12 protein-coding genes are annotated in these 20,888 nt (G+C 60.6%); 9 read left to right on the plus strand and 3 right to left on the minus strand.

Features of this window, described 5'->3' with window-relative positions:
* Window positions 1–179 precede the first annotated feature (179 nt).
* Window positions 180–4,166, minus strand: coding sequence for an FCD domain-containing protein (locus D8M41_RS06800; RefSeq protein WP_126926647.1), 3,987 nt, complete (start codon window positions 4,164–4,166; stop codon window positions 180–182).
* 124 nt (window positions 4,167–4,290) lie between these two features.
* The gene (locus tag D8M41_RS06805) at window positions 4,291–5,961 is read right to left on the minus strand and encodes a metalloregulator ArsR/SmtB family transcription factor (RefSeq protein WP_023133742.1); all 1,671 of its coding nucleotides are present in this window, start codon (window positions 5,959–5,961) and stop codon (window positions 4,291–4,293) included.
* 300 nt (window positions 5,962–6,261) lie between these two features.
* Here D8M41_RS06805 and D8M41_RS06810 point away from each other — a divergent pair, with 300 nt between their 5' ends.
* The 3 genes from D8M41_RS06810 to D8M41_RS11940 all read left to right on the plus strand — a co-directional run bounded on the left by D8M41_RS06810 (window position 6,262) and on the right by D8M41_RS11940 (window position 9,862).
* The gene (locus D8M41_RS06810) at window positions 6,262–7,959 is read left to right on the plus strand and encodes a TrkH family potassium uptake protein (protein ID WP_023133741.1); all 1,698 of its coding nucleotides are present in this window, start codon (window positions 6,262–6,264) and stop codon (window positions 7,957–7,959) included.
* On the plus strand, window positions 7,952–8,614 hold the full coding sequence (locus D8M41_RS06815) for a potassium channel family protein (RefSeq protein WP_037232489.1): 663 nt from the start codon (window positions 7,952–7,954) through the stop codon (window positions 8,612–8,614). The genes D8M41_RS06810 and D8M41_RS06815 overlap by 8 nt, the downstream gene beginning before the upstream one ends.
* 708 nt (window positions 8,615–9,322) lie before the next feature.
* Window positions 9,323–9,862, plus strand: a complete 540-nt coding sequence (locus D8M41_RS11940; protein WP_231375371.1) for a DUF559 domain-containing protein — start codon at window positions 9,323–9,325, stop codon at window positions 9,860–9,862.
* 109 nt (window positions 9,863–9,971) lie between these two features.
* On the opposite strand, the gene proC is transcribed toward D8M41_RS11940, so the two are convergent.
* Window positions 9,972–10,820 carry a pyrroline-5-carboxylate reductase gene (gene proC / locus D8M41_RS06825; protein ID WP_006888139.1) on the minus strand — a complete coding sequence of 283 codons (849 nt, stop codon included), beginning with the start codon at window positions 10,818–10,820 and terminating at the stop codon, window positions 9,972–9,974.
* Window positions 10,821–10,979: 159 nt separating this feature from the next.
* Between proC and D8M41_RS06830 the strand changes: the two genes are divergently transcribed.
* The 6 genes from D8M41_RS06830 to D8M41_RS06855 all read left to right on the plus strand — a co-directional run bounded on the left by D8M41_RS06830 (window position 10,980) and on the right by D8M41_RS06855 (window position 20,869).
* Window positions 10,980–12,326, plus strand: coding sequence for a chloride channel protein (locus D8M41_RS06830; RefSeq protein ID WP_006888242.1), 1,347 nt, complete (start codon window positions 10,980–10,982; stop codon window positions 12,324–12,326).
* 132 nt (window positions 12,327–12,458) lie between these two features.
* Window positions 12,459–13,706 carry a pentapeptide repeat-containing protein gene (locus D8M41_RS06835; RefSeq protein WP_006888133.1) on the plus strand — a complete coding sequence of 416 codons (1,248 nt, stop codon included), beginning with the start codon at window positions 12,459–12,461 and terminating at the stop codon, window positions 13,704–13,706.
* A 120-nt stretch (window positions 13,707–13,826) separates the two neighbouring features.
* Window positions 13,827–15,326 carry a pentapeptide repeat-containing protein gene (locus D8M41_RS06840; RefSeq protein ID WP_051122044.1) on the plus strand — a complete coding sequence of 500 codons (1,500 nt, stop codon included), beginning with the start codon at window positions 13,827–13,829 and terminating at the stop codon, window positions 15,324–15,326.
* A 7-nt stretch (window positions 15,327–15,333) separates the two neighbouring features.
* A complete protein-coding gene (locus D8M41_RS06845; protein ID WP_039955131.1) occupies window positions 15,334–16,977 on the plus strand; it encodes a pentapeptide repeat-containing protein in 1,644 nt (547 codons plus the stop codon).
* Window positions 16,978–17,804: 827 nt separating this feature from the next.
* A complete protein-coding gene (locus D8M41_RS06850) occupies window positions 17,805–19,607 on the plus strand; it encodes a hypothetical protein (RefSeq protein ID WP_126926648.1) in 1,803 nt (600 codons plus the stop codon).
* A gap of 155 nt (window positions 19,608–19,762) precedes the next feature.
* Window positions 19,763–20,869 (plus strand): pentapeptide repeat-containing protein, encoded by a 1,107-nt coding sequence (locus tag D8M41_RS06855; RefSeq protein WP_126926649.1) that lies wholly within the window; start codon window positions 19,763–19,765, stop codon window positions 20,867–20,869.
* Window positions 20,870–20,888 lie beyond the last annotated feature (19 nt).

Raw genomic sequence — 20,888 nt, forward strand, 5'->3', positions numbered from 1 at the left:
GGAGCCATCCCCCAAAGACCCCGCAGAGGCGGTAGCAGCCCCCTGCACACACACAAGAAAATTTTCCCGCACGCCCGCACCTCCCCCAGAATATGCCGGTATGCCTGGGCATTAACGCGCTGCGCGGGCGCACCCAGTTTGAGGGTACGCCCGCGTGTTTGCGTTATTGGCTGCGCCAGCTACTGCTGGCTGTGCTGGCTCGCATCAGCAGGGTTAGCGGCATCTGAGGTGCCGCCTTCAGAGTTATCTGCCGCAGCCCCCTGCGGGGAGGCAGACACCTGCTGACTGTGGTTCGCAGTGTTCTGCTGATGCGCCGAATCCTGCGGGTTATTCTGCTGCTGAAGAGCCTGCTCCTGCTCGCGCGAGCTCAACCCCAAATAGCGGGTCATGCGGCTAAGCCAGCCCTGCTTACGTTCAGCGCTGGCGTGCTCCTCGGGCGCACGTTCATCCGTGGACCGCTCATCCTTGACCACCATAGGGGTTCCGCTCGTATTCGCGGGAACGATACGAATCGGAGTGGTCGCCAGCACCTCAACCGGCGGCAGCGGCCGCTCCGCCAGAGCCTCCGGGGCGTGCTCAACGCCAAGAGCATCAGCTGGCGTGCTGTTCACGGCGCCGTTCGGGGCCTCAGCATTACCGGTGTCGGCAGCAGCCGGAGCTGCGGGGCCAGGCTGGGGTTGCGGTTGCGGTTGCGGTTGCGGTTGTGGTTGCGGTTGTGACGATACCGCGCTCGGGTACTGCAGCCCGTTGGCCGGGCGGCTAAAGGGAGACGCCACAGCAGCACGCACCGGCGTGATGATCTGGCCGTGACGGCGGCCCGCCCCGGAGGGCGAATGGGCACGAATCACCTTCACCCGCTCCTCAGCGGCGCGCGCCAAGTTTTCCTCAGCCACTCGGCGCTGCTCAGCATCCTTACGTTCCACGGGGTTTTCGGGAAGCTTGGGTTTCAGACCGGTACGCCCCTGAATAGGGATACCAGCCGAGGCAGGCCCGCTTACCCCAAACTGCCCGGTGTGAGGCCCACTATGGGGCTGCTGGGCGGGTGTGGAACCGGTGCGCGGGGCAGCACTATCCCAGTGATTCTGTGGGTTGTGCGCGTCCGGTGCGGTTTCCTGGCCCTGTGCCTCCTGAACGGGGGCATGGTTCTGCACCTGCTGCGGCACATCCGGCTGAGCCTGCCCGTTACCGTTATCCGGTGCGGCGGGTATAGCCTGCGGATTCTCCAGCGACGAAATAGGGCGCGCCTGCTGCCCATCAAGCGACTGCACAGCCCCCAGCACCTCCTGCTGAGGCTGCTCCTGCGCTGTGCCCTGACCCGCTACAGGGTGCGGCCCGGGCTGCTCGTTCGCAGCGGGTCCTTGGGTATTAGCCGCGCCTGCGTAACCAGCGTGCCCGTTCGGGCCTTCAGCAGGTGAGGAGGCAGGCTGGGCACTACCCGAGGCAGACTCCTGCGGCTTCCCGTCAGGATTCCCGGCCTGAGCAGGCTGAGCGGACTGCGGCCCTTGGGCCTGACCGCCCTGCTGGGCGGAGTCCTGCGGTGAAGAGCTGCCCTGCGCAGTATTAGCCTGAGCGGCATCAGTTTGTGCAGCACCGGCCTTTTCGGCGCTGCCCTGATCATCATGCGGGCCAGGGTTGCGCTTCACACCGTTCTGGGCGGCAGTATCCGCACGATTGTCGCCCGCACCATTATCAGTTTCTGGTGCGGCACTATTGGGTCCCTGCGCGTCAGGTCCCTGCGCGTCAGGTTCCTGTCCGGCAGGCTTCTGGGGTGCAGCTTTAGCGTCCTGCTTATTCTGCACCGAATCTTTCTGCGCTGGCTCTTTCTGCTGTGCCGGGTTCTCCTGTGCTGAGCTTTCCTGCGCTGAAGTTCCCTGGGTCTGCTCGCCTGCCTTCTCGGCCTTCTGCTCGCCGCTCTTGGGGGAAGCAGCATCCTTACCGGCGGAGCCGTTCACCCCTGAAGCATCCGGCTGCGGTGTTTTCTGCGCAGCACCAGGCTCTTTAGAGTTCTGCTGCGCAGCAGACGAACCGCCCGAATTGTCGGCTGCCTGCTGACCGTTCTGCCCGTCCTTACCCTTAGAGGGGACGGAACCGCCCTGCTTCTGAGCGTCCTGGGCCTTCTGCTGATCATCCTGAGCACCCTGCTTGGGGGACTTCGCTTCGGCCTTCTGACCCCCAGCTGTCTGGGCATCAGGTTTCTGGGCATCGGGCTGAGCGGATTTTTGGGCCGCCGAAGCCTTTGCGTCCTTGGGCGCGCCGCCATCCTTTAGCGGCGCGGAACCATCAGCCTGCTGCGCACCGTCAGACTGGTTCTTCTGGCCCTGCGGCGAGGAATCGGCAGACTGTTTACTCTGCCCCTTCTGCTCACCCTGTGCAGGCTGCGACTGGACAGCCTCAGTCGAGCTCTTCTGCTCGTCCTTAGCGGCATCGGTCTTCTGCCCGGAACCCGAAGGTGAGCCGCCCGGCTTGCCGCCAGCCTGCTTACCCTGGGGCTGCTTAGCCTGGTCTTGCTCCTGAGACTGTTGATCTTGGGCCTGCTGGTCCTTACCGCTCTGCCCCTCGGCGTGTTTGTCCTCACCGGGGGTAGGCTGAGCCGGAGTATCACCGGCTGCGGGCTGCGCCCCGCCCTTAGCCTTTTGAGCTTGAGCATCTTCGGCGTCTTTCTTGCCCGTATCCTTCGTCGCAGACCCCTGCTTCTGGGAATCCTCAGATGCCTTATCGGCCTGTTCACCTTCAGCCTTTGCGGGCGTCTCGCCGGGCTTAGCGGCCGCCTTCGAGGCGTCCTCACCCGACGCCGCGGGCTGGGGCTTCTTCTCGGGCAGACCCTGAGCAGGAATCACCCGCATATCCAGCGGAATAGCGGCCGTGGCCTGAATCAGCGGCTCATCATCGGTCAAACGCAGCGGCTGAGACGCATCAGGATCGACCGGCAACGGCTGAATCGGAAGCGGAAGCGCGGAGGTGGCCTGAATCAGCACCTCCTGGGCGGGTGTAGGCTGAGCTGCGCCCTGCTCCTCACCACCCGGCACAGGGCCGTGCTGCATTGACTGGTCAGGCACCTGTGCAGAGGCAGCATTATCAACCTCATACGGTTGCCCAGATGCGTTCTCGGGGTGCTGCGAAGCGCCATTGTTACCGCCCTGAGCAGCGGGGACACCCTCAGACGGGCGGGTAAACGCCGCCGCCGCACGACCGGAAGCCGTACCAAAGCTCAACGGCAGATTAGACTGCTGCTCTTGTTGCCCCTGCTGCCCGTCATAGTGCTGCTGAGACTGCTGCGAGGTATCACGGCGAGCCTGCTGAGAGCCGGACGAAGGCACCGGCGCGCCGCCAGGGGCGTTGCCGAACCGCTCCGCACCGAAGCCCCACCCGAAACTGGGGCCTTCCTCCGGGAACGGGCCGAAATCGTCCTCAATATCAACCGGCTCAAACATGCGCAGATCCGAAGTCCCGGGCATGCCCGTAAGCGCCACCGCCGACTCGTCCAAATCCACCCCGGCCTCATCGAACAGGCCGCGCATCTGGTTCATCATCAGATTGCGGGCGGTCGCGGAATCGGCGTCCTTCACGGCTTCAAGAACCGCGCGGTTCTCAGCGTTCAGGCGCTCCATGGTGCTGCTCCACAGCGGCACACGCCCCGCCAGCGACAGCAGAGCATCGAAGGTCGGCTGACGGATAGCAATCAGCAGCCCAGCAATCAGCTCGTTATTGGCGAGGCGGCTCAGCTCCAGGTGAAAGTCCAGGTACAGGTCAAGGAACTCCCGGATAGGGTGCCCACCCTCCTGCATCTCCTCCAGCAGTTCATCCACTTCACCGAAATCAGCGACGCCGGGGTCAATATTGGCAACACTCCAGCCTTCAAGAAGCATATGGGTCTGCACCAGGTCACGTTTCGGGTAGCGCGAAACAGCCATGTGCAGGCGCAGAGGCTCGGCTGCCGCCATCGCCGGCTCCTCGTTCAGGTGAGCGATGATCTCTTTGCCCTTACCGGAGTATAGGCGCACCAGATCCATGTCTTCGAGGGTCTTCAAGCCCTCGCGGGTACGGCTTCTTCCCAAGCCAATCGCGCGGGCAATACGCTGATCGTCGGGCAAGTCCTGGCCAAGCTGCAGGTTGCCCTCAGTGAGCTCGTTCTCGAGCCAGCGGAGGATTTTACGGTGAATAGCCAACGTAGATTCCGTCTTTCGGGAAATTAGGGTTTATCAGGGTAGGTGTATGAGTTGATGATCAAGCGAACACGGGCGCACGCCCCGCCCCACTCGCTATCTCTCCGCGCGCCGCTGGTGCGGCACGCTATCGTCGGCGACCAAAGACACGCGCCAGAAGGCCACGAGGTTCCTCCTTAACGGTCACCTGCTCATACGGTGCAGGCTGAGGGATCGGCCGGAACACCGGCTCCTCAGTGGGTTCGGGAGCCTCCTTGGGCTCTACGGTCTGGGCCGTTTCGGGTTCAGCACCCGCATCGGCTGTATCGGTTACTGAGGCGCCGTCGGTGTCGGCTGCCTCGGTATCCTCAGACGCTTCGGGGTCGGTGCCCTTCCCCTCCGCGTAAGTCTTCTTGGGTTCAGCATCATCCGCGTGAGCTGCAACATCCTCATCAGCGTCCGGGCCGTCAGCGGGGTCAGTCGTCAGGGCTGTTTCATCGCTCTTCACGGTCTTAGACACGGCGGCGGCTTCCACGGATGAGGCATCCCGGCCTGCCTTCGCCGTTGATGCTTTGGTACGCGGGCTATCGGCAGCATCCTGCCCGGTTTTTACCTCGGATAGTCCGGCGGTCTGCTGCTCACTCCGAGACTCGGTGGCGCTGGCAGCCGTGTCCTCACCCGTGTGGTGGTGCGTCTTCTTCGTGGGCGCATCCTCGGTGGTGGAGGTCATGTCAGCTGCCGCCGATACGGCATCCTGAGACTCAACGTTTACAGGCTCATTCTTGGCAGGCTGCTCATTGGCGGAGTTGGTGTCAATAGCCTCATGCTTACCGCGGGCAGGTTCATTCGATACAGCAGGCTTGGCTGAGGCGTCACCTGCCGAAATCCAGGGGCTCACGCCAGCAGAGGACTCAGTTACCTCATCGTCTTCACCCCGCCCCGCAGGAGCCACCGACTGGGTCTCGTCCGTGGAGTCCTTCGCAGCAGTTTCAACGGGTGCTTTCTCCTCATCAGGTTGCGGCACCTCGTCAGAGGCAAAGGCGGAGGGGGTGAAGGGGCGCATCGGCACCACGCCTTCGCTCACTTCACCGGTACCAGCAAATGTGGCACTGGCGTTCTGTTCGCTCCCGGCCAACTCCTCATCCAGGCCCTCAGATTCTGCCGTTTCGGCAGGCTTTTCGGGGGCTTTCGCGCTGAGCACAACACCCACAGCCGGATCGGGGTGCGAGTCAGCACCTTCTTCCACAGCGGGCTCGTCCTCAGCCGGGATATTGGGGTTATTCGAGCTCAACGGCACAACGCGGCGCTGAGGCTCTTCACTTCCGCCTGCGGCGGTATCGTCGTTATCTTCCGCGCTGGGTTCCTCATCATTGTCTTCCTCAGCATCGGAGGGGATGTGCAGCTCGGCTGGAATATCGAGTTTCTCGCTGGATTCAACCACCTCATGCTGGTGCGCACCGGTAAATCCGCCCACCACCACGGAACTGCCCGGGAACGCGGGGGAAAAGCTCTCCCCACCGGGAAGCGCAACAGGGGCGTGAGCTGCCGCTGAGGCGCGGGCAGCCTCCAAAATCCCATCCACCCAGTCTGTAATCTCAGTGAAAACCTCGGGGTTCAGCGAATACAGTCGGCGCTGCCCCTCAACCACGGCCGACACCACACCGGCCTCACGCAGCACTTTCAGGTGCTTAGAAATAGTTGGCTGACTCATGCCCAGTTTCTCGACAACCGCACCAACAGTGTGGGTCTGTTCGGCGAGCAGCCGCACGATGCGGCGGCGGGTCGAATCCGCAATCACTGAAAAAACATCTGCATGCATATATCGATTATGTCATATATACGCTAGTTTGCCAGTTCCCAATAGCCGCCAAACCACACACTTAACTGGACATTATCAACCCCGGCCCATTAAATTCTTGAAACAGAATATGTGTTTTACTGCATGTTGAAGGTTGCGGGCGAAAAAACCGCCCCACACCACCACCGAATACCACCATCGGGGATACACTAGAGGAGGCCGTACCACCACGTTCAGGGGTCTGCACCAACCACACAACCTACACGGCCCAAACCCCGCACCTAACACCGGCACCCACCCGCACCATGAAGGGAGGAACCCATGGGACGCCTCGCCCGGCGCATCCGCGCACACTGGCGCAAACGCCACCGTAATCGCGAGGCCCTGCGCACCTCCCGTGAGTTCTTCAAACGCCAGCACACCCTACGCAGGTGGCGTCTGCCCAAGCAGAACAGCAGCGACATCACCCCGTTCACCGGCGCACCCAGTTCCCGTACCACCCCCGCGCCCCCAAAACACGGCCTGCTCGATAGTCTGCTGCCGAGCCGAAAAACCACAGATGCGCGCAGCACCCACACCGGCACCGCCCGGCGCGGGGCACTCACCGTTGAGGCGTCCGCACCGGGGGCAAGCACGCACCAGCCGCGACTGCTTGATGCCCGCACCTACGAGAACCTGCGCGATTTTATCGACGCGAAAGTGCTCTCCTCCCCCGCACGAACCGCCATCAGCACCTTCCTGCTGGTTATCGTGTTCTTCACGCTCATGCTCTTACTGCCGATCGCCTCAAATGACGGGCAAATGGCGCCGCTGCATCACGCATTTTTCACCGCCACCAGCGCCGTGACCGTCACCGGCCTCACCACCGTCTCAACCGCCGAACAGTGGTCGATGTTCGGGCAGGTCATTATCCTGTGCGCCTGCCAGATCGGTGGCTTGGGAACCCTTACCCTCACCTCGCTGCTGGCCCTGGCAACCGGGCGGAAAATGGGGCTGCGGTCCAAGCTCATCGCCCAAGAAGAACTCAATATTGGGCGGCTAGGTGAGGTCGGTAGCGTGGTACGCACCGTCGCCTACACCTCCGCCAGTATCGAGGCGTTCATAGCGTTACTGCTGACCCCGCGTTTTCTAATGCTGGGCGAAGACCCGCTCACCAGCCTGTGGCACGGTATTTTCTACGCGATCTCGGCGTTTAATAACGCCGGGTTCACGCCGCATTCCGACGGGATAGTGCCGTACGGCCACGACTTTTTCGTGATCATCCCCGTGTGTATCGCCGTGTTTCTGGGGGCTATGGGGTTCCCGGTGCTCATGGCGTTGCAGCAGCACCCGCTTAAACCCAGCCGGTGGACGCTCACCGCAAAGCTCACACTCGTCACCACCAGCGTGCTTTTCGTACTGGGCGCCGCCGCCTGGGGGGCAGCCGAGTGGAATAACCCGAGCACTGTCGGCGGGAACAACCCGGGGGATAAAATACTCAGCGCGCTCTTTGCCTCCGTCATGACCCGTTCAGGCGGTTTCAACCTGGTCGATATGAACGATATCCGCCCCGTGACCAGCCTCATTACCGACGTGCTCATGTTTATTGGCGGCGGCTCAGCCTCAACAGCTGGCGGCATTAAAGTCACCACCATTGCCGTGATTATGCTGGCGATTATGGCGGAGGCACGCGGCGACCAGTTTGTGGTGGCATTCAACCGCACTATCCCCGACACGGTGCTGCGCATCGCCATCTCAGTGACCATGATGAGTGCCGGTATCGTGATTGCCGGGTCCGGTGTTATTCTGATGCTCACCGACCAGCCCCTAAGCAGGGTGCTGTTTGAGGTGATCTCAGCCTACGCCACGTGCGGGCTCTCAAACGGCCTCTCAGCCGAGCTGTCACCCGCCGGTATTTACACGCTCAGCGCTCTCATGTTCATTGGGCGTATTGGCACCATCACCGCCGCCACCGCCTTGGCGTTGCGCTCCCGCCGCCGCCTTTACAAGTTCCCCGAAGAAAGGCCCATCATTGGCTAATACACACAATGCGCCCGTGCTCGTGATCGGTTTGGGCCGGTTTGGTGCCTCAACCGCCGCGCAGCTGCACGCCCAGAACCAGGAGGTGCTCGCCGTTGAAAAAGACCCCGAGCTGGTGCAGAAATGGTCGGGCCTGCTCACCCACGTGGTAGCCGCCGATGCCGCCGACATTGATACGCTCAGGCAGCTGGGTGCAAACGACTTCGGGTCCGCGGTTGTGGGAGTTGGCACCTCGATTGAGGCATCCGTGCTTATCACCGCGAACCTCGTTGACCTGGGGGTTGAACGTATCTGGGCGAAAGCAATCACCCCGTCACACGGCAAAATCCTGGAGCGCATCGGTGCGCACCATGTGGTCTACCCGGAGGCGGATGCGGGCCGCCGCGCCGCGCACCTGGTGTCTGGGCGGCTATTGGACTACATTGAGTTCGACGATGATTTCGCTATCGCTAAGATGCGCCCGCCGAAGGAAACTCACGGGTTCACCCTAGCGGAGTCGGATATCCGCGCCAAATACGGGGTGTCTGTGGTGGGCATTAAATCCCCCGGGGAGGAATTCACCTACGCAGACCCCTCCACGCGCATTCACTCTCGGGATATTCTTATCGTCTCGGGGCAAGTGGAGCTGATCGAGCGTTTTGCTGCCCGCCCATAGGTTCTGCGGCTTCCCCCGCGCCTCTCGCTATCACCGTTAACCTTTGCCATTATCATTGTCTGCTGCCCCAAGCCTATTCAGAAGAGTTTTTTGCATTCAGAAGAGCTTATCGCTTCTGAATGCAAAAAACTCTTCTGAATAGGATGAGACGGCTCTTCACATTGCGTCATATACGCCCCACAAATCCCCTAAACATGAGACTGTTCCCCTGTGGATAGTGCAGAGGCGCAGGTAACCACCCAGGTTATCCACAGGATGGCCAGGACTGCCTCGAAAACACCCTCAGATTCGTGTCCTCTATATGTCATGAGCAAAAGCAGTGTACGTTGTAAACAGTTAGAACGCATATACCCTCTGGTTAAGAACAGCTATCAAATATCAGAGGAAGGGATAGGGGCACGGAGGCTTCAGCAGCTCCTTCGTGAAGGGCATGCACGCCGGTTAGCCCACAACCAGTACCTGAGCACCCTGCGGTGGCAGAAGATGACTCCGGAAGAGAAGCACCTGGCACGGGTCATAGCGTACGCCAAATCTTGCGAAAATCCCGTGTTTACGCATCTGAGTGCCGCCATACTGCACGGGATACCGGTTCTTAAGATCCCGCGCACAGTTCACGTGAGGTCAGTGGCGGGAAGCCCGCACTCAGGCATATCCAGCCACCAAGATCGGCACACGTTAGAGGCTCCCATCACCTACTTCTACGGAGGTGTGAAAGCTACCGATGTGCTCTCTACAGTTATTGGGTGCGCCCGAACTTTACCTCTAGAAGAAGCGCTGGTTGTTGCCGATGGGGCATTGAGCAGGCAGCGAAAAAGCAGCCGAGTTACGCGTTCTGCCTTATATGAGGCTCTGACCCATTTGTCGCATAAAGGGTCGGCTAAAGCACGGAGGGTCGCACAGCTGATGAGCGATAAGTCTGATTCGCCGGGAGAGACCCTCACACGGTTAAGGTTGCATGAGTTTGGGCTGTACCCCCAGGAACAATACCGGGTGCGAACCGACGAGGGAGAGTATTTTGGCGATTTTGGGTTTGAACAGCAGAAGGTCATCCTCGAATTTGATGGGCGCGTGAAGCAAACAAGCCGGGTGATGAACCCTGACGGCTGGGCAATTGACCGCGAGAAAGAGCGGGAGAACGCTCTTTTACGAAAAGGGTGGAGAATTCTGCGGGTGAACTGGCATCACGTAAGTTCTCGCAACCCGGTGGTACTTGAGCAAGCCCTACGAGATTTTGGGCTACTCCATTAGGTGCCCACCTTTTGCATATAGAAGAGTTTTTTGCATTCAGAAGCGATAAGCTCTTCTGAATGCAAAAAACTCTTCTGAATAGAGGCAGGGATGGGCGCAGACAGGGTGACTAGTCAGCCGTGTACTGCTCGCTCAGCTCGGCGGAGCGGGCGGCGCAGGCGCGCATCGCATCTTCGGTGAGGTCGAAAAGTCCCTTGTCAATAAAGGTATTGATAGCGCGCTCAGTGGTTCCATTCGGGCTGGTAACAGCCTTACGCAGGGCGGCGGCATCCGGGTTACTATCCAGCAGGTACCCGGCACCCGCAATCGTTGCGGATGCGAGCCTCTGTGCGGTCTCTTCATCCAGACCGAGCTTCACACCAGCACTCGCCATAGTCTCCGCCAGCAGGAACCCGTAGGCGGGGCCGGACCCCGAAACAGCTGTGACCGCATCCATCTGATCTTCTCGCACCTGCACTACCAAGCCTACGGTCTCTAGGATCTTCTCGGCGAGCGCAAGCTGCTTCTCAGTCACTGCCTCACTCACCGAGATCGCCAGCACGCCTTTGCCCACGCTTGAGGGCGTATTGGGCATGCAGCGGATCACCGGCTGCCCCGCAGGAAGAGCCTTCTGCAGCGTATCGAGGGTGACTCCTGCCGCCACCGAAATGACGAGTGCATCCGGGGCGAGGTCGGGCGAAATTTCGCGTGCCAGCTCGACGATTCCATAGGGTTTAACCCCCAGCAGCACTACGGATGCGCCGCTGACCGCCTCACGGTTGGCTTCGGGCTTGAGCTCGCACCCGATCACGACGGCATCTTGCCCTTTAGGCCCTAACTGATGGCGCAGGCGGTCTATGGAGTTTTTGCTGCGCACGGTGGCGCGGATGGCTTCTGCGGGGTATCCGCCCGCGATGAGCCCGGCAGCGATGGAACCGTTCATGGAGCCGGTGCCGAGGAATGCTATATGTTCGGTCATCTTCGATCCTTACTGTCTGCTTCGTTCGTGTCGCGGGGCGCATTCCGCCCGCACCACAGGGTTTGTTATCTAGCATACAATCCAACACCGGATCCGGCGGCTCCCCGCATGTACTCCGGTACAAAAAAGGGCTGCGGTTCGCGGCTAGAATGTAAAACGATGAAAACACGTCTGATTCGCTGTGCCCACCTTCTGCTGTGCACCGTGCTGATTGGCGCGGCTACCGGTGGCGGGGCGATTATTCTGCACTACCTCCTGGATATCATGCAGGAGGTCACGTTCGGGCATACGGAGGCGGAGCATCCGATCGTGACGGATCACAGCGATACCGTTCGACGTGTGCTGGTGCTGATCGCGGTGGGCGCGGCGGTCTCTATCATCTGGTTTTCGCTTCAGCGGCACACTAAGCTGGTGTCCGTTAAGGCGCAGATTAGCGGCGAAACTCCGCAGGAGCGCCGCCCGGGATTTCTACGGCAAACCCTGCACAGCCTCACTCAGATTGTGGCCGTGGGTGCGGGTGCACCGGTGGGTAAAGAGGTTGCCCCGCGCGAGCTGGGCGCACTGTTTGCTGGGCGTCTGGCGGATCTGATGCGCATTTCGCAGACCGTGCGCCCGGTGTTGGTAGCCTCGGCTGCGGCGGCGGGTTTAGCGGCTGTGTACCAGGTTCCGGTGGGCGGTTTTGTTTTCCTGTTTGAGGCTCTCGGTTTAGCCCTGTCGCTGCGCAATATTTTCACGGGTGCGGTCCTGATTTTTGTGGCAACCTGCACCGCGCATCTGGTGATTTCGGATGCGCCCACCTACCCCGTCCCGCAGCTGCAGACCACCGGTGAATCGCTGCTGCTCGCGGTTGTTCTTGGTTTGGCTATCGCTCCCCTGGCGTTGTGGTTCCGGGCGGCGTCTCAGCGCGCAGAGAGCCGCAAAACTACGAATCGGAACGTGCTCTGGCGGCTTCCTCTGGTACTTGCGTTGGTGGCGGTGACCTCGATTTTCCTGCCGGAGATTCTGGGGAACGGCCGCCCGCTGACCCAGCATATTTTCGATGCCGCATCCGGTTTATCTTCGAGCTCCAGCAGGCTTGACGCTACCGCCTTAGGCCAGGCTCTTCTCTATGCTCTCGCGCTGCTGGCAGCCAAAGCGATCCTGGTGGTGGCGAGCCTGCGTAACGGTGCCTACGGGGGCACGCTCACACCGGGGCTGGCCCTGGGTTCCGCCTGCGGTTTTGTGCTTACGGGCGCTCTAATCCTCGTGTTCCCGACGCTAGCTCAACTTCAACCGGGCGCGGGAGCGCTTCATGCATCAGAACTTCTCGGGATAGCCGGGCTGCTGGGTGCGGTCACTTTCCTGAGCCTGTCGATGAATGCCCCGCTGAGCGCCTGCGCCCTGATTCTCGGGTTCGCCGGGCAAGACTGGCAGGCGTATGCGCCTTTCGCGGTAGCTGTTGGGGTGGCGTGGGGTGTGAAGAGGCTGTGGGAGGCGCACCGTGCCCGGGTGCTTGCGGGGGCGTAGCGTTCGGAAGTTGCGGGGCTGCTGGTGGCTGGCGGCTGGTTTCCGTTACGCTAGACGATGGTTTTTGGGGTGCATGGGTGGCGCACAGTGTAATGCGTCATAGCAGCTGATACGGGAGTCAAAGGGGTACAAGTGACTTTGGGCAGGGGCCGTGAAGCTCGGCGGGATGCGGCGTACGCGGCGCTGATGGGTGGTGATTTGGCGGTGCGTTTGGGCGCAGTGTATGCGCTGGTGGAGCTTGCGGATGAGTGGCTGGGTGAGGTGTCCCTGCCGGTGGGCGTGCGCCGCGGGCACGTTCAGGGGGTGATTGACCGGTTGTGCGCGTATCTTCGTTCCCCGCTCAGTACTGCAGCCGACAATAGGCCTGCTGGTGAGAGTGCCGGGGCGCAGGGGCGTATCCAGCAGGCTATTGTGGAGGAGATTCACCGCCGGGTGCAGCACCCGGTAGCTTCCGCTGAGGGCGCTTCCCTGGCGGGCACGTGGTCGGGTTTTGCATTCAATTTTTCGGGCGCGGTTTTTGTGTGCACCGTGAATTTCACCGGTTCACGCTGGGAGCATGAGGTAGATTTCAGCGACTGTATTTTTATGCGTGACGCTCTTTTCTCGTGTTCCACCTTTGCAGGTACCGCCAACTTCACCCGTTCCACCTACCGCGCTTTGGCGGATTTCAGCGAGTCCCTCTACCAGGACGCGGCGTATTTTGGCGGCTGCACATGGGGCGGGGCCGTCAACTTCTCGGGGTGTACTTTCCGTGCTGGCGCCTACTTCTTGGGGTGCCGCTACGGGGCAGATACCGTCTTTACCGGCTGCTTCTTCGCCGGTACCGTGGTGATGATGTACAGCGCCTACCGCGGCGCGTTTACCGTCACCGGGTGCACATTTGCTGGGGATGCCGACCTGAGCTCTTCAGCATACTACGGTTCTGCTAGCCTGCGCGGGTGCGTGTTCCTCGCGGATGCGTGGCTTGGCGGCGGCTCATGGGGTGGCCGCACCGTCTTTTCGGGGTCGGTCTTTGAGGGTGCGGCTGATTTTAGCGGCGCCGCGTACCTGGCGGACGCCATTTTTACCGACGCAGTTTTTGTGAACTGCGCCCCATCGCTGCGCGGGTGCGTTTTCTCGCCCTACAGCGTGCAGGAGTTCACCCGCACCCCCGAGCAGGAGCACCCCATTGTGTTAGAGGGCGGCCTCCCGGTGGGGTCGCATCTGCTCACCCCAGGCCAGCTGACCCGGCTCGCTAAACTGCGGCAGAAGGTGACGCAACGGCGTGAACAGCTCGCGGATAAACCGGCCGGTTCGGCCTCGCACCGGCGGGCGGCGCGGCGACTGGAGCAGGCGCATGAGGCATTCGCCAGGTGGGCGCACGGGCTCGCAACAGACTGATGCGGCACAGCAAACCGGGGTACACTAAAGCAATCAACCTACATAGATTTATCGATACCGTCTCAAGAACTGCACGAACCATAACAAGACACAGACCTTTCACCGGAAGAACACCCCATCATGCACCCTGTTACGCCTTCCCCGTCGAGCCCTCGCCCCGGAGCAGCTGCACACCTTTCTGTGAGCCACCAGCAGCGGCATGACCGGTACACGGCTGCCCTCGCTCTTTTGGGCAGCCCTGAGGCGATTATCCGGCTGGGTGGGGCGCTCGCCCTCGTGGAGCTGGCTGATGACTGGCTCACCGATGAGACCGACCCTCAGGAGCACGGGCGCCGCAAGGCGCAGACGATTATCACCACCCTGTGCGCCTATATTTGTTCCCCGTTCCAGCTCGCCCACGACTATGAGCGGCTTATGGGCGATCAGCCGCAGGGTTTGACCCCGCAGCAGGCGCGCCGGTTCCGAGCCGAGAAAACCGAGCTGGCGGCTGAGGCGCAGGTGCGTGGGCGCATCCTGACTGAGATTCACGACCGGGTGCGCTGGGAGCCGTCCGATGGTGGGCAGCCCGCCACGAATACGGCCCCGGACCCGGAGAAGGTTACCGCCGGGTTGTGGTCGCACCTGAGGTTTGATTTTTCGGGGGCTGTCTTTTTCTACCCCGTGGATTTCACCCAGTCGTATTGGGGTGCAGGCGCGAATTTTCGGGGGTGCACGTACCGCGACCAGGCGCGTTTTACCCGCTCCATTTATGGGGCCGATGCCCTGTTTGACCGTTCGGTGTACCACGGTGAGGCGTTTCTGAGCGATTCGGTGTACCGTGCGGGGGCTGGCCTGAGCGAATGCGTCTGGGGTGCTGATGCGCGCCTGGTGGGCTGCGTGTATGAGGGGAACGTTAATTTGAGCGCCTGCACGTGGGAGGGCGCCGCGTACCTGAGTGACTGCACCTATTACGGGTACACGTACCTGGCTGATTCCGTGTACCGTGGGGACGCCGATTTTTGGCAGAGTACTTTCTACGGCACTGCGAACCTGGAGCACTGCACCTATTCTCGGGGGGCGAGGTTTGAGGATTCTATCTACCACAGTGCCGCGTATCTGGGGGATTCGGTGTTCCGCCGCACCGCTAACCTGGCGTTCACCGTCTACTGGGGTGCGGCGCATTTTGGCGGGTGCGTATTTGCGGGGCAGGCGTGGCTGGATAACTGCGTATGGTTCGACGGGGCCGACTTTTCGGGGGTGAAGTTTAAGAAGAAAACCGATTTTGAGGAGGCTCACCTGCTGGGGGCCACCGATTTTTTGGGTGCATCTTTCGCACGGGTTCCGGCGTTCACTGGCGGTGTTTTTAACACTGCCGCAGAGAACGTGTTTGAGGTTTCGGCGAAGAGCAAGCAGCCGCTGCCTTTAGCGGGCGGGATCCCGCAGGGGGCGCGAGCCCTGACCGCCACCGAGCGGCAGGTGCTTGCTGAGCGGCTGCAGGCTGCCGGGGCGGGCCGTGAGACCAATGCGCGGGAGTTTGAGCAGCCCCGCTCTGAGCTGATCCGTTGGGTTCGCTATGAGGTCGCCGGCACCCTGGATGAGGCTGAGGCAGATTCTGTGGGCGTGTTCACTGAGGCGGCTTAGCTCCATTATGGTGTTGCCCGCTTCCGTGGAGGCTGACCGCCTCACTAGGTTCACGGCCGCCGCCGCTGCCTTGCAGGATGCGCAGGTTGCGGCGCGGCGGGAGGCCGCAGAAGTACTCATTGGGGTGGCCGATGAGTGGCTGGCTGATGCTTCGGTGCCGGGAAAGCAGCGCCTCCGGCAGGCGCAGGCCGCCATTAATGCGCTCTGCATGTATATTCGTTCCCCGTTTCGGTTGGCGAAGCGGTATCAGCGCCTCACGCACGGTACGGTGCGGCGTTCATGGTCCGCGCAGAAGAGGCGCCGTTTGCGGGCCTCTTTGGAGGCTTTCCGAGCCGAGGCGCACCTGCGGGGCGGTATTCTGAGGGCCATTGCTGCGCGCCTGCGCACCCCCGATACGGTGGCACCGGCCTCGGGTGGGAAAACGCCGCAGCAGCATGGGGGCGCTCCGGGTTCGTGGTCGGCGCTCACCTATGATTTCAGCGGCGCAGTGTTCTTCTACCCGATTGATTTTTCGGGGGCATACTGGGGCCGGAGAGCGGTTTTTGAGGGGTGCGTGTTTTATGGTTCCGCCGATTTTTCGGGCGGGTTTTTCCGCCGGAAGGCACGCTTTGCCGGGTGCGCCTGGCGGAGTGAGGTGAGTTTTGAGCGGTGCATGTTTAACCGTGTGGCGGACTTCTCCCAGGGGCACTATAAGGGGCCGGTTAACCGGCGTTTTTGCACCTATGGTGATGAGGCGTGGCTTCACGGCTCAACACATAAGAATACGGTCGATTATAGTGGCAGCATCTACTGTGGGTGGGCCAGTTTTGCCGATAACACGTACCGCGCAGATGCGGTGTTTAGCGGCTGCCTCTACCACCGGGATGCCATGTTTCAGGGGTCCCGGTACGGTGGCCGGGCGGCGCTGGATCACTGCACCTATGAGGGGGCGGCGTTCATGCGGGAGTGCGTGTATGAGCGGGATGCTGATATGAGCGGCTGCACCTACTACGGGCGGGCTGCGGCTACTGAGTGCCCGGGTGAGCAGGCGCGGTTCGATGCCAGCGTGTACTACGGGGACGTGAACTATGCGGGTTCGGTGTTCTGCCATCACCCGGATTTTACGTGCTCCGCCTATTACGGTGGCGCTGATTTTGGAGGCTGCGTGTACCGGCGCGGGCTGTCGGTGTCGGGGTCGGCGTTCCACGGCCCGGTTAATTTTGGCGGCTCGGAATGCGGTAAAAAGTCGTACTGCGCCAACGCGGTGTTTACAGGGCCTGTGACGCTGACCGGGACGGTGTTTCGCAAGAAGGTCATATTTGACGAATCCGCGTTTTTAGCCTCGACGGATTTTAGTGCCGCCGATTTTAGCGGCAGGATTCCGGGGTTCACGGAGTGTATCTTTACCCCGGGTGAGCAGTATGCTTTCCCGCAGCCGGTGACCGCTTCCCCGGCGGGGTCGCGGGTGCTTACCCCCTGGGAAGTTCGCAGGCTCGACTATTTCCGGCAGCAGGTTCAGGCGTTCACCCACCCGGCGGTTGATGACCCGGAGGTGCTTGAGGCTGCCCGCCAGCGGGTGCGGGTTCTCAAGAAGCAGCTGCACGCCTGGGTTTTCGCCATGCAAGACCCGCGCTACCAGCATCCCGGGTTTGAAAAGATCAGAGGAATATAGCTGTGCTCTCGACCGCCCGACTCAGGTTATCAATACGGTGACTTGGGAATATGCCTGTGATATTGGGAAATATCCATTACATTATTGATACCGGGTATACAGTTATTCCTTTTGGGCGGTTAACTCTTTGATAGAGAATGAGTCTCTAAACCTCGACCATTGATCCCATATTTCATATGCAGTACTTCACTAACGGCTTTTTACTGCACCCATGCTTGCCAGCTGCCGCTCCTACACGCGTAAACACCCGTAATACCAGTGTCCCATGCCACAATCTTTACATGAGTATTACATTCACCCCGGCCGCCAGTGGCACATATCATAAAACATTATTTTAGTATTCTCACCATTGATAAAAAATACATTTTGCCCCTCATATTTTTGAATATTTTCCCCATAACTTTTAATAAACGTATTCGGTGATGGCTCTGCCACCGCACCCGTCACCGGCCCGCGGCAGCTGTTCCGCCACCGCCGCACCCCACGAGCACACCCGCCGTACCGTGATAATATCGGGGTAAAAAGCGCATAATATGCTCGCTGATAGGCCAACGGCGCGCCCGCACCAGTCACCGTGCAGACCACACTCGGCCGTTTGAACAACCCCTAAAAATGCGGCATGTCAGCGGCTAGAAACCACTCCCGTATTAAATGGTAAAAAGTCTTGTTCTGGTCACCGTACCGGCCGTCTATTATTTGTTTTCTGCAGATATTCGCCGCGCATTATACTCATCTATTTTCGTTATTAGTGTGTGCGTTGCCCGGCACGCCTCGGGTATGCTGAAAGCCTACACCCAGCCACGCATCTTTTTACGCAGGAGTAAACCATGAATACACCCAGCTCGTCGCTTGGCGACTCTCGTCTTCTTGAGGATGCGCTGCGGCACGATAGGTACGCAGCGGCGGCAAGCCAGCTTGGGGATGTTCAGCCCATTACCCGCATGAGCGCCGTACTGGCGCTTATTGAGCTGGCCGATGAGTGGCTGCAGGCGGTGCACCTGACGAAAACCCAGCGCCGCCGCAAAGCGCAGACCGTCATTGACATACTGTGCTCCTATGTGCGTTCCCCGTTCCCCTTGGCGGCTGAGCAGAAACGCCTGCTGGGGGATGCCCCCGAAGACCTGGAGCAGATGCGTCGGTTCCGTGCGGAGCAGGCCGAGCTTGAGGCCGAGATTCAGGTGCGTGAGCGTATCCTCTCTGAGATTCATGACAGGGTGCGCTGGCAGCTGCGGGACGGTGCGGGCGGTTCCCGCCGGGTTCCGGCTGAGGCCGATATGCTCACCGGCGCCTGGTCGCGTCTTTCCTACAATTTTTCGGGTGCCACGTTCTTCTACCCTGTGGATTTTAGCGAGTCGGCGTGGGGTGAGAAGGTGTCGTTCCGTGGGTGCACGTACCGTTTTGACGCGGATTTCGGGGCGTCCCTGTATGCCGCTGATGCCGTGTTTAGCGGCTCTAAGTACGGTGAGCAGGTGCGTTTTAGCGACTCCATCTACCGCGGGTATGTGAGCTTCGCCGGTTCAACCTACGGGGGTGAAGCACGGTTTGAGGATTCTCAGTACGATGGGGATGTCGATTTCTTCGGCTCAACCTACCGCGGCAGCGTCACGTTCGCCAATGCCTCCTATGAGAGGCGGGTGCGCCTGAGCGGCTCCACTTACGGCCTGCACGCCGATTTGAGCGGGTGCGTGTACCGTGACCAGGCGCTTCTGAGCGGGTGCGTGTATGCGGCGGATGTGAGCCTGCGCGAGTGCCAGTACCGGGGTAATATCGCGGATTTCAGCGGGTGCGTGTACCGTGAGAACGCCGATTTGGCGGGCTCCATCTATGAGGGCGCCACCGATTTTTCGCAGTCGGTGTGGCACGGTAAGGCCCGCCTGACGGGGTGCATGTATTTCAAGAACGTGAACTTTGCCAGCTCCACCTACCGTGAGCGCGCCGATTTTGGCGGTTCAACATTTAACCGGGACACCGATTTCAGCGGCTCCACCTACCACAAGGCGGTTGTGCTGGGTGATAGCGTATACGGCGGGCAGACAAACCTGAGCGGGTGCACCTACCTGATGGGTGCGTACCTTTCGGGGAATACCTACCGGGGTAATGTGAACCTGAGCCGCTGCTGCTACCGGGGCGACGCCGATTTTAGCGAGTCCACCTATGAGGGCTCGGCCGTGTTTGAGGCGTGCGACTACCAGGGGTACACCTACTTTAACGAGTGCCTGCACCGTGGGTTTGTTTCGTTCAGCGGCTCCACCTACGCGAATTACACGAATTTTTATGAGTCGATTTACTGCGGTAAGGCGAATTTGGGCGGGTGCGTGTACAAGAAGTACCCGGATTTTAGCAGCGCCGCATATTTTGGGGATGTGACGGTGGCGGGCGCACGGTTCTCGGAGCAGGCCCCTTCATTCGCCGGGTGCGTGTTTAACCCGGATCGGGCGAATGATTTTACGACCGCGGACGAGAGCGAGTACAGCATTAAACTGGTGGACGGCTACCCCGAGAATGCGCGGGCGCTGACTGTCTCTGAGCTGGAGCATCTAGCGAATGTGGGCCCGGAGGATAAAGGGTTCACGCGGTGGGTGCGCGGCCTTAACTCCCCGAAGGAAGAGGCACAGCCGGTAGCGGTGTAGTCTCAGGTGCACCGCGTGCATGCGCCCGCATGTGAATATGTGGGTGTGTGTCTGTTGTGCCGGTGATGGGCGAGCGCCTGCTGTTTGTGCACGCATATGCTACATGTCTGTTGCCCCTTTGTGGGGGTTGCCCAGTCTGTTGAGAGAGGCACCGTATGAGACCCGCAGCCCAGTACCCCGAATCAGCCCAGCCCTCGGGCGCACAGAGTGTGGGTGTGGGGCGCGGGCAGAGGCGCGCCGCGGCGACCGGCCAGCTCAGTAGCGCTGAGGCCGATACCCGGCTGGCTGGGGCGCTGGCCCTCATAGAGCTGGCTGATGAATGGCTCACCGCCCCAGCCGCAGCAGACAGCCTCGCCGCAGATCAACCTGCCCGTGAGGCACAAGCAATCATTCATGAGCTCTGCGCCTATATCCGCTCCTCCTTCCCGCTAGTGAGTGAGTACTGGCGGCTTGCTGGTTCTGCCCACACCGACCCACAAGCACACCTAAAAATGCAGCAGATACGGGACGAGCTATCGCCTGAGGCTCGGGTTCGTGAACGTATTCTTGCTGAGGTGTCTGCCCGGGTATCCCGCCTGAGTGCCGTCGGAGATGGGCCTGCCTCCGGGCCGTGGTCCTGGCTAGTTTTTGATTTTTCGGGTGCCGTATTTTTCTACCCGGTTCGTTTGGCGGGGTGTTATTGGGCGCAACCGCTCAATTTTAGCGAATGCTCATTCTGTGAAGAGGTTGATGTTAGCGGCTCTGTTTTCGCCCAAGACGCAGATTTTAGCGCCTTCGAGTACCATTCCTCGGCCGATTTTAGGGATATTCACTGCCGCGGTACGGCGGTTTTTAGCTACTGTGATTTCTATGGTCGCGCAGTTTTCACCGGCGCCAGGTACGATGCGCAGGCTGATTTTGACGGTATTACCTGCCATGCTGCTGCGGACTTTAGCCGGTGTCTCTACCGTGGTGCCGCGAATTTTCTCACCAGCACGTATGTGGGGCCAGCTAATTTTAGCGGCAGCACCTATCTGGCAGATGCGCACTTTGGGGATTCTGTGTACTACAACCGTGTGGATTTTAGCCGCTGCGTTTACCGAGGCCCGGCGATTTTCAGCCATAGCCTCTATGAGGGCCCTGTTCGGCGCGAGAGGTGTCTGTATGATCAGGACGCTGATTTTCAGGCGTGTGTTTATCGCTCTACGGTGGCGGCTTCGCATAGTACGTACGGCGGTTCTGCTAATTTTTCGGGGTCTGTGTGGGCGGACAAGACCAGCTGAGGCGGGGCTACCGGGCAGA

Origin of the sequence: Rothia sp. HSID18069, assembly GCF_003989155.1 — a bacterium.
GTDB classification, from domain to species: Bacteria; Actinomycetota; Actinomycetes; order Actinomycetales; family Micrococcaceae; genus Rothia; species Rothia aeria.